Source organism: Burkholderia sp. LS-044, from assembly GCF_004803625.1.
GTDB classification, from domain to species: domain Bacteria; phylum Pseudomonadota; class Gammaproteobacteria; order Burkholderiales; family Burkholderiaceae; genus Burkholderia; species Burkholderia cepacia.
Window position 1 is genome coordinate 42,562 of the sequence record NZ_SSWO01000030.1, and the last position, 11,325, is coordinate 53,886.

Below are 11,325 nucleotides of genomic sequence, written 5' to 3' on the forward strand. Positions count from 1 at the left end.
CCGATAGGAAAGACGCCAGCGAAAGTGCTGGCTTCTTCAGGCTATCGAGGCGGTTCAGAAGTCAAGCTGCGGTGTGAGCTTGCGGTGAAGGTGGGAGTGTTGCGCGAATCCTGACCACCGTCCGCTGGCTGGTGAGGCCCAGCGCTCGCATGACGTCGTCGTTGCTCTTGCCGGCAAGCAGCAAGCGCCTCGCGAACGTGTTGCGCAGGGTGCGCGGACTCATATCGGGGAGCCGAATGTCGATCGCGAGGAGTTCGTCACGAACGATGCGGCCGAGCATCTCGTCGGTCATCGGCCCGCCTGCACGGGGGGACGGGAACAGCAGTGGGCTGTCGGTGGCCGCAGACAGGTTTCGCCATCGCGTGAGCGCCGGTACCGCGAACTCGGCTACGTTGACCCGGCGTGATTCGCGCGGGCCGCGCTTCGGGATTTGAAGGTGCGGCCGCGCCGGCGACAGGTCGAGGTCGACGGCGGTGGCCTGCCGGATTTCCTGCGCGGTGATGCCGGTTGAGAGCAATAGACCAACGATGGCCCGATTACGCAACGCGCGATCGTCGAGCCCGTCGACGGCTCGGATCGACGCCTGCAGTCGTTGATCGGCGGCCTCGAGCAGATACACCGGGACCGGTTCGTCTTCCGGCCATGTCTGCGTCAGCGTATAGGCGGCCGCTGGATTGGTCTTGCGCACACCGACGTCGACCAGGTGTCGGCCGAGCCTGTCGAGAAGCTTCTCGTAGCGCAGGCGCGTCGTAGTGCCGGGTTTGCACCGGCGGTCGAGATCAGCGAAGAACGATTCGAGGTGGTCGGGCCCGAAGGTTGCCAGCGACAGTTGCGCGGTGGCGAGGTGACGCATAAAGCGTTCGAACATCGCTTCGTGCTGGACGATCGACCGCGGCGAGAACGCGCGCCGATCGGCGCCGGCGGCTTCCGTGCGCTGCCACTGCTGATAGGCCTCGGTCGGTGCCGACAGCCAGAGAGTCGGTTCGTCCATTCGATCTTATATACTGAATATTGGTCACCCCAAGCATAACGCGAATCTACGATTCGCGTCCCTTGCCTCCAGACGGGAGGGGCGACCGTCCACCCTCGTTGGCGCGCCGGAGCCAGCCATCACTGTGTTCAGCGAACAGAAGGCGTCGTTCACGCCGCGTCCCGCCCGTCCCCGGTGGGGAACACACCGACCAGAAGCTTTCGGATACACCGATAGACTATTGGTATCGACGGATCCGTATGGCTCCAGTCGATGAGACCGCTGAAATCGACGCCCGGCATCGTAGCCGGTCCGATCCGAGGCAGCGCGGCGACAATCGCTGGATCGTTACGGCTCTGAAACGCCAAATCGGAATACGCCTGCTCTTCGATCTCAAGCAAAAATGGCCAGCTTATCGCGTGAGCGAGGCCCGCGCTGATGTAGCGCTCGGACAGCGAGGTCGCGACGCGTCGCAAGTCTTCGGTGGCGAGGACGAGCGCGTGCGCGTACCGGACAGGGTCAACTTCCGAATCAGGGTGACCACTGGTTAGGACAAGATTCATAGCAAGCAACAACGAGAGGGAACAGCAGTCTGCCACGCCAAATTCTCGGTCGGCAGACCGCAGGAGTGCAACGTGAATGTAGCGAGAGTTGGGCCGCAGTTCAAGAGTGGGCACCATGCCGGTCGATTTCGAAGGGCACACGGTCTTTGCCATCGATCCATGCTGGCGGGCGGCCGCGGCCACTCCATGTTGCACCGGTTTCGGGATCGCGATACTTGGGCTCGGGCCGGCGGCGCGAGCTCTTCCGACGAACACTGTAGATTTCGCGTGAGCTGACGGACGTTGGACAGGGCAGTTTCCCGTGCCGCACCTTTTGCGGCATCGATCTCCGCTTCGAGGGCGGTCCGTTTCGCGAGAAGCTCCTGGTAGGTCGACATGGTCACTCCGATCGTGGTTGGGAAAGTGATATCGACCAACTTATCGATGGAATCGCGAAGTCAAGTTTGCGTCTCGATGAACGTCGAACCTTCGACGCGAGCGAGTCTATTGGTGCGAGAATCATTTAGCAGAACTCTCTTGCGGTTGTTGGAAGCGTCCCGAGCAATTCGGTACGGTCGACCAGTTTGCTCGCGATAAGATGCCGAACTTTACCTTCCGCCTGCCACACGCCGTAGACGGCGAGCAGCGCGGCGCCGAGCGCCTCCTTCCGAAACTTCTCCAGCAGGCCGGGCCAGAGGATCACATTGATCTGTCCCGTTTCGTCCTCGAGCGTCATAAACAGTACGCCGTTGGCCGTGCCCGGCCGTTGGCGCACCGTGACCAGCCCGCATGCGCGCGCGAGCTGCCCGCTGCGCAGTATCGCGAGCTGCTCGGTCGACTGAAGACGATCGAGCGCCAGCCGATCGCGCAGCAGCGCCAGCGGGTGCCGGCCGAGCGTGAAGCCCATCGCGTTGTAGTCGGTCACGATCTCCTTGCCTTCGGAAGCCTTCGGAAGCCTTCGGAAGCCTTCGGAAGCCTTCGGAAGCCTTCGGAAGCCTGCGGCAGCCTTCGGAAGCCTGCGGCAGCGCCGGCACCGCGTCGTCGCGCTCGGTGCCGCGCAGCAGATCCCGATCGGGCACGGCGGCGGCTGCCAGCCAGAGCGCGGCACGCCGGTTACCGCCGGCGAGCGAGCGCAGTGCGTTCGCGCGCGCGAGCACCTGCAGGTCGTGCCGATCGAGCTGCGCCCGCCGCGCTAGGTCCGCGACGTCGACGAACGGTCGTACCGCGCGCGCGAGCTCAATGCGCCCCGCCACGTCTTCGCGCATACCGCGCAGCAGCGAGAAACCGAGCCGCACGGGTGCCGATGTCGTCGGCCCTTCGATTGTGGAGTCCCACGTGCTTACGTTCACGTCGACGGGTAGCACCTGGACGCCGCGCCGGCGCGCGTCCTGCAGCAGTTGCGACGGCGTGTAGAAGCCCATCGGCTGGCTGTTCAGCAGCGCGGCGAGGAATACGGCCGACTCGTGCCGGCGCAACCACGCGCTCGAGTAGACGAGCAGGGCGAAGCTGGCCGCGTGGCTTTCCGGGAAGCCGTAGTCGCCGAAGCCCTTGATCTGCGCGAAGATCGCTTCGGCGAACTCGTGATCGTAGCCGCGCGCGAGCATGCCGCTGACCAGCCGTTCGTGATACGGCTCCAGGCCCCCTTGCGCTTCCAGGCCGCAATTGCACGCCGCAGCTGGTCGGCTTCCCCGGCCGAGAAGCCGGCTGCCAGCATCGCCACCTGCATCACCTGCTCCTGGAAGATCGGCACGCCGAGCGTGCGCTTCAGCGCCTTCTCGACATCGGGCGACGGGTACGTTACCGGCTCGAGTCCCTGACGCCGGCGCAGGAACGGATGGACCATGCCGCCCTGGACCGGGCCCGGCCGGACGATCGCCACTTCGATCACCAGGTCGTAGAAACATTGCGGCCGTAGGCGGGGCAGCATCGACATCTGCGCACGCGACTCGACCTGAAACACGTCCATGCTGTCGCCGTCTCAGAGCATGTCGTAGGTGGCCTTGTCTTCGGCCGGGATGTCCTGCAGCTCGAATGTCTCGCCGCACTTCTCCGAGATCATGTCGAGCGCGCGGCGCACCATCGACAGCATGCCTAGCGAGAGCGTGTCGATCTTGAGGGTGCCGAGCGCCTCTACATCGTCCTTGTCCCACTGAATGATCGTGGATCGTCCATCGCGGCGTTCTCGACCGGTACGAGCCGCGTGAGCTTGCCGCGGCTGATCACGAAGCCGCCCGAATGTTGCGACAAGTGACGCGGGTAGCCGAGCAGCTGCGCCGCGAACGCGGCCCACTGCTGATTTAGAGCCGCTAACACAACCTGGACATGAGGTCGTGATCGCCATATCCTCGCGGTATGGCGAGATGCAAAACTTGCAAAGAGTTGCGGGCGGTGCTGGAACCGCCGATTCCGGTTTTCACGCCGTCGCCCAAAGGCGGCCGACGTCGTACGGTCGATGACCGTGCGGCCCTGAACGGCATCCTGTATGTTCTGCAGACCGGTATCCCGTGGGAAGAATTGCCGCAGGAGATCGGCTTCGGCAGCGGCATGACAAGCTGGCGACGTCTACGAGCCTGGCAGGCCGCAGGCGTGTGGGAGCGGCTGCATTTGGCGATGCTTCGCCGGTTGCGTGAGCACGACCAGATTGATTGGAATGCGCGAGCCTCGATGGCGCCAGTGTTTCCAGCTCCCGGAGGGCCAGGAAGCTGGCCCCAACCCGACAGATCGGGGAAAGCTCGGATCGAAACGGCACATCATCGTAGACGCACGTGGCATCCCTCTCACCATCACGGTCACGGGCGCCAACCGTCACGACTCGATGGCATTCGAACCCACGCTGAATGCCATCCCGGCAGTGCCGGGCTTGAGCGGCCAGCCTCGCAAACGTCCGGGCAAGTTGCATGCAGACAAGGGCTATGACTTCGCACGCTGCCGGCGTTATCTGACGCAGCTCGGCATCAAGGCTCGTATCGCCCGCCGCGGCGTGGAAAGCAGCGAGCGGCTCGGACGGCATCGATGGGTCGTCGAACTCACATATGCCTGGTTTGCGGGTTTCGGCAAACTTCGTATTCGCTTCGAGCGCCGACTCGATATTCATGTCGCGCTTCTCGTCCTCGCCGCAACCGTCATCTGCACACGCTTCGTGGAAGACTTGTGTTAGCGACTCTTAATCCTTGCACACCCGCGCGCCGTAGAGGCATTCGACCAGTAGTTGAGTGGCGGTATCGCCGCGGCGATGGTGTGTCGTTGGACCGAAGAGAGTATCGCGGCCTGATGCCACGAAGCCGACTTATTCTCACGCAGAAGGGTGGGCCATTCGAGCTGAGCGTGAAGCGTTGAGTCAGCCTTGGCGGCGAGTCAGTGGAGTACTGGGCTGCCAACAGCCTCCAGAGCTACGTGACTGGCCTGTACCGTGCCGCAGGACTCGGAACCGGCTACAGCAGCCACACTGGCCGACGGACATTCGCCAGTCGCCTGATTGCGCAAGGACACTCGCTTGAGACTGTCCAGCTTCTGTTGGGTCATTCGCATATCGACCATGCGGCCCCATATATTGAGGTTTCGGATCGCGAGCTGCGAGCCGCTGTTGCTGCGGTTCTGGACGACTGCTCGACTGCTAAAGCCCTTCCGCACGACAGCCGATAAAAGGGGGGCCTCACCAAAAAGCTGCTTGATTTCGCCGCGAGATGGTTTACTATGTACATACCATGGTCATGTACATAGAAGGGGAGTGAAATGGCAGGGGCTACCGAACGGATCGTTGTGCAGGTAACGACGATCCAAAAACGAGCCATCGCTCAGACCGCGAAGCGTCTCGGACTCAATGTCAGTGAGCTTATGCGGCAGGCTGCGCAGGGCTTCACGCCGTCTGACGACGAGCAAGAAATTTTGGCTCTGGTCGAGCGTGTGAGCGCGTCCACGAAGGAAGCAAACGACGCGCTCGATGACGCTCTCGCATTCATTGTGGAGTCGAATAAGCGCATTGATGCAATGGCAAGGAGCAAGCGGTAATGGGTGTGACGGACAAGGTGTGGGATGCGCTCACTACCGTTATCAAGATGAACGATAAGGTTGTTTCACTGGCCGGTACGGTCAAAGAACAACAAATAAAGATCGAGAGCCTGACGGAGCGTGTGATTCGATTGGAGGCGACACTTGAACTCTTGATGCGATCGGGTGGCGAAAGCAAGAAATTGCCCCGCTCATAAACAGGAAAAAGCGCAATAAGATCGCCAATCGAGACTGTAATCAACGCTTCGGTCCGCTGCGTCAAGTGCGGAGCATAGGGCGTCGGCACGTGTAACTGTGGGCGGCTGTTCGATGCGGAGCGTCTCGGCGAGGTCATTGCCGGCGAAATGGTCGAGGCCCTGCTCGCAGATGGACAATCACGCGACCACTCCCCAGCATTCGCGAAGCGGTTCGGTGCGCGGCTTGCCGGAGACATTGAAGGTGTGGACGGCGAGATGCGGTTGGCATACGCCGAGGGGCTCATGCGGTGCTTGCATGAAGTCTTCAACGACGACTAGATGAAAAAATACATGAGCAAACGAATCTGGAACCACAAGTACGTTGCTGGCAATCCCGAAATGTTTACCAAGGTGATACACGCTGCGGACAATCCGCGTACGCGCGCAGTTGCATTGGAAGACGCCGAAAAAGTCGCGAATAACGGGGGGCGCGGTTGGGTGGAGCATCACCGGACGGGCGAGAGGATCTTCGAGAGCGAGCGCGAAAAGTTGCACCGCGCCGCTGCAACCGTTTGAAGGAAAAGCGAATGAGCGAGATTCTTACCGAGGTGGAGCGTGATGCGATTCGGGCCGTCGCGCGGGGTGATAAGACGGTCCTGGCCGCGGCGCGTGAAGCTTTCGATCGTGCGGTGCCGCGACATGGCGTCGATTTATGCGTCGAGCTCCAGTTCATGGCTGAAGTGCTCGCGCCCGTGCCAGATCTGACGTTGCGCTCGCAATATCGAGCGGCGGTGCTCACGGTGCTCAAACAGTCTTGAACAGGAAAACTGTCGATGAAGACGTGTGGCATGAACAAGCTCAATAAGCCCTGCGCATCGTGTCCGTGGCGAGTGGACGCGACGGCGGGCGATATCCCGAACTTTGACATCACGCTTGCGGAGAATTTGGCTGCGACGTGCCCGGACGAACGTAGTATGGGGCCGGACTTCGGCGCGAGCATTTTGCCTGTCACCAGTCGAAGCCAGGTGAAGAGTTCGCGTGCGCGGGCTGGCTCGCCACGGTCGGGCATCGCCATCCAAGCGTGCGGCTCGCGGTCTCGTTGAAACGCCTCGATCCCTCCGCGTTGCAACCCGGTGCCGACTGGCCCGAGCTGCACGAGCACTACCATCGAGTTTTGAACAAGCTGCGCGCGAGGTGCGCAGAGGGATAACGGAAACTGGCTAGGTCGTGATCAAAATGAACAGTACTTTTGCGAAGTGGACCTCGTCAGTGGAGAGCGAGGCGCGTCGGGCCCTTGGGCGAGCAGAGAGTGACGTAAGCTGGTTGCTCGGTTCACGGGAGGATATGCGCGAATGTTTCGACGACGGCATGAGTCCAGAGGAATACGTAAAGGCACAGATCGAGCAACCCGACTAACGGGACGGAAAACGTTGACGAAGTTGCGCCCGGAGGCTGCCATGAAGCGAGTGAAGCGGTTTGCGGAATATGAGGGCTGGAAGATCGAGGCGTCACCAACCATTCTTGCGAATCAGCGGCTCTTCGTTTCAGGCGTTATCGTTTCGCGAGGCGACGAGCGCTTCATTTTCAACGACCTTGGCAACCGCGTGTATCGAGCACAGGCCTACGAACGTGGCATCGAGTGGGCGAAGCGATGGATCGACAATAACTATCGGTACAGCGCAGTCCGCCAACACGGCCAGGAAAACATTTCGGGAGGGGGCATGGCTGAGGCGTTATTTTTCACTTGCGACGTTTGCGGTCGCCGGTATCAGCACGGCCAGCACCGCTATGAAGGCCACGCCCTCAAGCTCTACGGCGAAATATTCGCATGCGATCCCTGCTGGAACGGGAACCACGATGGATGGGCCCCACATCTCGAGCGACGTCTGCTGGAACATTTGGCGCGTCAGGATCTTCCCGAGCCGGTGCGCAATAGTCAGCGGCGTTTACCGCGAGACTGATTGGCAAACACACCAATGACGAGCGACGAGAAAACGTCTTCTCGACTTGTAGGTTCGAGAGTGGACGGCAGAGATGAAGCGGCTGGCGAACCAAATCGCCGCCGCGAAAGGTATGCCGAGCGCGATCGTGATGATCACGCTCCGCGACGAGGACTACGCGGACGTTGTGCCCGAGTTGATCGCCGAAGACGCAATGCGGGTCTTGAATCATGGTTGGCCGGAAGGCTTCGAAGTCGAAGTTCTCAACCAGTCCGCGTGACCAACTTGAGCTAGGAAGAGTGCCATGTCCAACCTGACCGTTGCCGACGCACTGCGGCTCGCGATCAACGCACTCCGGGACGTCGCGGAATCGCGAAAGTTGCCTTGTGGTGTTGAGCTGGACGCAGCGACCGCTGAGCTACACGCGGACGCGGCTGCCGTACTGGATGAATCGCTCGAGCAGCTGCACGGGCACGAATAGGAAAACGCGAGGCGCGTAAATGACGAAGAAATACGATGAGAAGCAGTTGCTCGAGCAACAGGTGCGCGAATGGACGGCGGAACTGACGCGCTTGGCGGGTCAGATCGCCGCGGTAAAGGGCGTTCCGAGCGCGATCGTGATGATCACCCCGCGTGACGAGGGCTATGAAGATGTTGTGCCCGAGCTGATCGCCGAGGACGCCTTGCATGTCCATACATACGGATGGCCCGAAGGTTTCGATATCGAAGTGCTCAACCAAGCAGGCTGGGAAAACTAATTGGCGTTTGAGGACGGGTATATCCGAGCGGACTCAACGGGTTCCAAGCGCCAAATGCCAAGCAAACAGTGCGCGACATTGACCAAATCCTGTCGCTCGCAGAAGAAGCTGTCAGGTTGGCACCTTGGCGTCCGCCCGACGCATAGGAAAACGTGCCGGAATGACAGCTATGTTCAATTACTCCGCATTCATCGACGAACTTCGTGCGCTTGTCGAGCGCGGCAATGGTTTTCGCGTGGACGAGCGTCATCGCGACAGCGAGAGTTTCCGGAGATGGGGACTGCGGGCGTACAAAAAAGCTCCATGAGCACAATTGGGATCACGCGACGATCCCCACCTGTCCAATGAATCGTTGGGACCTCAATTGTGGAACAGCACATGCTTCGACACATCGAAAGGTGCCTCGAAAAATTTTCACCGTGGTCATACCTTGCTTTTCTGCTGGCGTCCATCGGCGGCATTCTTCTCGCGAGAACCGGCGTCATCTCGTGGCTGGCAGGCGTGGCGCTCAACATCGCTCTGTTTGGATTCGCTATTCACGGCATTCTCATGACCACAAGCTGGTCGAGATGTAGGCACCATTGGTTCTGCGCACCATCAATAGATGGCATAATTCGACGTACCGCGCTTTGTGGTCAACGACTCAGGGAGATACATTTATGGCAACGAAAACCTACAAGGACCTGAAGGATCAGCTTGCGAAGCTGCAAGAGGAAGCCGAGGCGGCACGTATCGCTGAATTGGAAGCGGTCGTTGCTGACATACGTGTAAAAGTGGCCGAGTACGGCATCACGGTTGAGCAGATCTTTGGTCGTCAACGCACAAGCAAGAGCAAGACGGTTTCTGCACCGGTTGCTGCCAAGTACCAGAACCCCAAGACTGGCGAGACGTGGAGCGGGCGTGGTCGTGCTCCCGCATGGATCAAGGACGCGAAGAATCGCGATCGCTTCTTGATCGGATGAACATAGGGAGCTGCGGCTCCCTTTTTTCTTGGAGTGCGTTCCCAACAGGCCAACTGTCTGCACAGATGAAAACGCTCGGAGGTGGCCATGCTCGATTCTGATGGCTGGAAGGCTAGAGTGGTCGGAGACGCGCTTACATTGTGCCCTGCATGCGAATCGACGAACGTTACGATGGGCGCATGTTCGATAGGCAGCATTAACAGTGCATCAGGAGTATGTGTGCGAAGACTGTAAGTATGAGTTCACGGCGCTATTTGCCTCGGCTGGCTGCTATGCGGGGCATCCTGATTTAATGAAAAATGCCATGGGACATCCGCCACATTTGGCCACTCTGGTTGAGGAACTGTTCAGACATGTGGGGGAAAGTGAAGCTGTCATTCGTACTGGCGACTGCACGAGCGGTTACCTCGATCGCTGCGTAAAGTGCCATGAGAATGTTGTACGTTGGTCGGGAGAGCACCCTGAAGACCTGCCGGTGCGAGGCTTGCTGATGGATCAAAGCCAGGTGCAGAGCGGCTTTATTGAATTCCTCGCGCACTCGCTTGTAGATGCCGCTGGCTGTGGCCTGAGGACGTGACGCTCGGTGCGGACGATCCGGACTATCGATTCCTGCGCGATGAGCGGCCGGAAGACGAATTTCTAAAGCTCGCGATCGCGTGGCCGAAGTTATGGCATGTAGTAGATTAGGCATCTTTATGATGCATTTCTGCTGGCCGTAGATAGGGCGGTCGTTTCGACTCAAAAGACTAACGATGCGGAAAACGACATCATGAGTGAGAGGATTGGCGAGAAGCAGGTTCTTGACAGACATGTTCAAGAGTGGATAAAGGAACTGAAACGGTTGGCGAATCAAATTGCCGTCGCGAAGGGTGTCCCGAGTGCAATCGTGATGATCACTCCACGCGACTGGGAGTACACGGACGTTGTGCCCGAGTTGATCGCCGACGATGCATTCCGGGTCCATCGAGACGGTTGGCCCGAGGGTTTCGAAGTCGAAATCCTTAACCAAGTGGGCTAGGAAACGCAATGAACGAAATGTCCTAGCGACCTTGCGTCTTGAGTTCGCTGAACACCTTGAGCCAGAACTTGGTGCCATCGGTCTGCGCGATCCAGAGGCCATGCACGTCGTGCTGGCCGTCGGCCCGAATGCCCAAGGCCAGATAGACGGCCTTGTTGCTGACCACGCCGACGTCGCGGATCTTGACCCGCAGCGCGTCGAAGAACTCGACTGGATACATTGGCTCAAGCGGACAGCTCTACCAGCTCAGCGCCTCGGCCATTACCTCGTCGGTGACCGAGCTGATGAAATCGGGCGACACTTCAGTGCCGTAGTGTTCGGCCGGCCAGAAATGCCTGAATCTCGCGCACGCTCATGCCGCGGGCGTACATCGCGATGATACGTCCGTCGAAGGCGGTGAAACGGAACTCGTGCTTGGGAATCAGCATCGGTTCGAAGCTGCCGTTACGGTCGCGGTGGACGTCGACCTGGACCGGGCCGCGATCGGTGATGACCGTCTTGCCGCTGGCGCCATTGCGCCGGTTGGCCTGACCGGGCGGTTTGGACTAGCTGTGAAGCTTCAATAGGTTGTATAGATGGTTCATCCGGACTGAGTCTGGGAGACTGGAAGTCGCCAAACACCCAACCTTCCAGGAACCCAGCCGGATGAACACCCATAAGAATGCCCGACTCACTTTCGCACGTCGACTTGAGATGGTTCAGGAGATCACCGAATCCGGTTCGAGCGTGTCGCAAGCGGCGGCCGATCACGGCGTGACAGCACCGACTGTGCGCAAATGGCTTGGACGCTACCTAGCCGGCGGTGCGGTTGCGCTGGCTGACGCTGTCAACCTCGGACGTAATTTCCCCAGAAGTGTCGAAGTAAAATTCCCCACCCTGTTCGGACGGTGATCAACCGGCGACGTGATCGAATGGGTTCCTTCGGGGGCGGCCCGGGCGCCGGCGAGCCGG

Annotated in this window: 16 protein-coding genes and 4 pseudogenes; 14 read left to right on the top strand and 6 right to left on the bottom strand. The window is 60.0% G+C overall.

The features are described 5' to 3' along the window. Nucleotides 1–61: 61 nt before the first annotated feature. The 4 genes and pseudogenes from E9536_RS39690 to E9536_RS39705 all read right to left on the bottom strand — a co-directional run. Entirely contained in the window at nt 62–991 is a 930-nt protein-coding gene (locus E9536_RS39690; protein ID WP_136473062.1) for a tyrosine-type recombinase/integrase, read from the bottom strand. A 149-nt stretch (nt 992–1,140) separates the two neighbouring features. After that, nucleotides 1,141–1,686, bottom strand: a complete 546-nt coding sequence (locus E9536_RS39695; RefSeq protein ID WP_247873591.1) for a DUF2471 family protein — start codon at nt 1,684–1,686, stop codon at nt 1,141–1,143. After that, a pseudogene (locus E9536_RS39700) lies at nt 1,634–1,910 on the bottom strand (H-NS histone family protein). Before E9536_RS39700 ends, E9536_RS39695 begins: the two are co-directional and overlap by 53 nt. Nucleotides 1,911–2,035: 125 nt before the next feature. Beyond that, a pseudogene (locus E9536_RS39705) lies at nt 2,036–3,813 on the bottom strand (OB-fold nucleic acid binding domain-containing protein); the annotation flags it as partial. Nucleotides 3,814–3,864: 51 nt separating this feature from the next. On the opposite strand from E9536_RS39705, the gene E9536_RS39710 reads away from it, so the two are divergent. The 10 genes from E9536_RS39710 (at nt 3,865) to E9536_RS39755 (ending at nt 8,394) form a co-directional block, all read left to right on the top strand. Then, a protein-coding gene (locus E9536_RS39710) for an IS5 family transposase (RefSeq protein ID WP_168799634.1) occupies nt 3,865–4,669 on the top strand; the annotation gives its coding sequence in 2 pieces (ribosomal slippage) (nt 3,865–4,205 and nt 4,204–4,669; 807 coding nt in all). 236 nt (nt 4,670–4,905) lie between these two features. After that, nucleotides 4,906–5,154 carry a tyrosine-type recombinase/integrase gene (locus E9536_RS42445; RefSeq protein ID WP_247873592.1) on the top strand — a complete coding sequence of 83 codons (249 nt, stop codon included), beginning with the start codon at nt 4,906–4,908 and terminating at the stop codon, nt 5,152–5,154. A 90-nt stretch (nt 5,155–5,244) separates the two neighbouring features. After that, the gene (locus E9536_RS39720) at nt 5,245–5,520 is read left to right on the top strand and encodes a hypothetical protein (RefSeq protein ID WP_136473066.1); all 276 of its coding nucleotides are present in this window, start codon (nt 5,245–5,247) and stop codon (nt 5,518–5,520) included. Beyond that, on the top strand, nt 5,520–5,717 hold the full coding sequence (locus E9536_RS39725) for a hypothetical protein (protein ID WP_136473068.1): 198 nt from the start codon (nt 5,520–5,522) through the stop codon (nt 5,715–5,717). The genes E9536_RS39720 and E9536_RS39725 overlap by 1 nt, the downstream gene beginning before the upstream one ends. 318 nt (nt 5,718–6,035) lie before the next feature. Next, entirely contained in the window at nt 6,036–6,272 is a 237-nt protein-coding gene (locus E9536_RS39730; RefSeq protein ID WP_136473070.1) for a hypothetical protein, read from the top strand. An 11-nt stretch (nt 6,273–6,283) separates the two neighbouring features. Further along, the gene (locus tag E9536_RS39735; protein WP_136473072.1) at nt 6,284–6,514 is read left to right on the top strand and encodes a hypothetical protein; all 231 of its coding nucleotides are present in this window, start codon (nt 6,284–6,286) and stop codon (nt 6,512–6,514) included. A gap of 639 nt (nt 6,515–7,153) precedes the next feature. Next, complete coding sequence (locus tag E9536_RS42450) at nt 7,154–7,657, top strand: hypothetical protein (protein ID WP_247873593.1); 504 nt, start codon at nt 7,154–7,156, stop codon at nt 7,655–7,657. A 73-nt stretch (nt 7,658–7,730) separates the two neighbouring features. Then, a complete protein-coding gene (locus tag E9536_RS39750; protein ID WP_136473074.1) occupies nt 7,731–7,916 on the top strand; it encodes a hypothetical protein in 186 nt (61 codons plus the stop codon). 24 nt (nt 7,917–7,940) lie between these two features. Further along, on the top strand, nt 7,941–8,117 hold the full coding sequence (locus tag E9536_RS41755) for a hypothetical protein (protein ID WP_168799635.1): 177 nt from the start codon (nt 7,941–7,943) through the stop codon (nt 8,115–8,117). Between the two features lie 19 nt (nt 8,118–8,136). Further along, the gene (locus tag E9536_RS39755) at nt 8,137–8,394 is read left to right on the top strand and encodes a hypothetical protein (RefSeq protein WP_136473076.1); all 258 of its coding nucleotides are present in this window, start codon (nt 8,137–8,139) and stop codon (nt 8,392–8,394) included. Here E9536_RS39755 and E9536_RS39760 read toward each other — a convergent pair. Next, nucleotides 8,369–8,644: a hypothetical protein gene (locus tag E9536_RS39760; protein ID WP_136473078.1), complete on the bottom strand. Its 276-nt coding sequence runs from the start codon at nt 8,642–8,644 to the stop codon at nt 8,369–8,371. The two genes, E9536_RS39755 and E9536_RS39760, sit on opposite strands and share 26 nt — an antisense overlap. 409 nt (nt 8,645–9,053) lie before the next feature. Between E9536_RS39760 and E9536_RS39765 the strand changes: the two genes are divergently transcribed. From E9536_RS39765 to E9536_RS39775, 3 genes are all read left to right on the top strand, one after another. After that, on the top strand, nt 9,054–9,356 hold the full coding sequence (locus E9536_RS39765; protein WP_136473080.1) for an H-NS histone family protein: 303 nt from the start codon (nt 9,054–9,056) through the stop codon (nt 9,354–9,356). Between the two features lie 202 nt (nt 9,357–9,558). Continuing rightward, nucleotides 9,559–9,933 carry a hypothetical protein gene (locus tag E9536_RS39770; RefSeq protein ID WP_136473082.1) on the top strand — a complete coding sequence of 125 codons (375 nt, stop codon included), beginning with the start codon at nt 9,559–9,561 and terminating at the stop codon, nt 9,931–9,933. Nucleotides 9,934–10,125: 192 nt separating this feature from the next. Next, nucleotides 10,126–10,374 (top strand): hypothetical protein, encoded by a 249-nt coding sequence (locus E9536_RS39775; RefSeq protein ID WP_136473084.1) that lies wholly within the window; start codon nt 10,126–10,128, stop codon nt 10,372–10,374. 25 nt (nt 10,375–10,399) lie between these two features. On the opposite strand, the pseudogene E9536_RS39780 reads toward E9536_RS39775, so the two are convergent. After that, nucleotides 10,400–10,916: pseudogene (locus tag E9536_RS39780) on the bottom strand (transposase); the annotation flags it as partial. Between the two features lie 103 nt (nt 10,917–11,019). On the opposite strand from E9536_RS39780, the pseudogene E9536_RS39785 reads away from it, so the two are divergent. Continuing rightward, nucleotides 11,020–11,235: pseudogene (locus E9536_RS39785) on the top strand (leucine zipper domain-containing protein); the annotation flags it as partial. Nucleotides 11,236–11,325: the final 90 nt, after the last annotated feature.

Excerpts from the sequence above, each read along its gene's own strand:
- E9536_RS39690 (WP_136473062.1), bottom strand. The coding sequence starts at position 991 with ATGGACGAACCGACTCTCTGGCTGTCGGCACCGACCGAGGCCTATCAG.
- E9536_RS39695 (WP_247873591.1), bottom strand. The coding sequence starts at position 1,686 with ATGGCAAAGACCGTGTGCCCTTCGAAATCGACCGGCATGGTGCCCACT.
- E9536_RS39720 (WP_136473066.1), top strand. The coding sequence starts at position 5,245 with ATGGCAGGGGCTACCGAACGGATCGTTGTGCAGGTAACGACGATCCAA.
- E9536_RS39725 (WP_136473068.1), top strand. The coding sequence starts at position 5,520 with ATGGGTGTGACGGACAAGGTGTGGGATGCGCTCACTACCGTTATCAAG.
- E9536_RS39730 (WP_136473070.1), top strand. The coding sequence starts at position 6,036 with ATGAAAAAATACATGAGCAAACGAATCTGGAACCACAAGTACGTTGCT.
- E9536_RS39735 (WP_136473072.1), top strand. The coding sequence starts at position 6,284 with ATGAGCGAGATTCTTACCGAGGTGGAGCGTGATGCGATTCGGGCCGTC.
- E9536_RS42450 (WP_247873593.1), top strand. The coding sequence starts at position 7,154 with ATGAAGCGAGTGAAGCGGTTTGCGGAATATGAGGGCTGGAAGATCGAG.
- E9536_RS39750 (WP_136473074.1), top strand. The coding sequence starts at position 7,731 with ATGAAGCGGCTGGCGAACCAAATCGCCGCCGCGAAAGGTATGCCGAGC.
- E9536_RS41755 (WP_168799635.1), top strand. The coding sequence starts at position 7,941 with ATGTCCAACCTGACCGTTGCCGACGCACTGCGGCTCGCGATCAACGCA.
- E9536_RS39755 (WP_136473076.1), top strand. The coding sequence starts at position 8,137 with ATGACGAAGAAATACGATGAGAAGCAGTTGCTCGAGCAACAGGTGCGC.
- E9536_RS39760 (WP_136473078.1), bottom strand. The coding sequence starts at position 8,644 with ATGACGCTCGTCCACGCGAAAACCATTGCCGCGCTCGACAAGCGCACG.
- E9536_RS39765 (WP_136473080.1), top strand. The coding sequence starts at position 9,054 with ATGGCAACGAAAACCTACAAGGACCTGAAGGATCAGCTTGCGAAGCTG.
- E9536_RS39775 (WP_136473084.1), top strand. The coding sequence starts at position 10,126 with ATGAGTGAGAGGATTGGCGAGAAGCAGGTTCTTGACAGACATGTTCAA.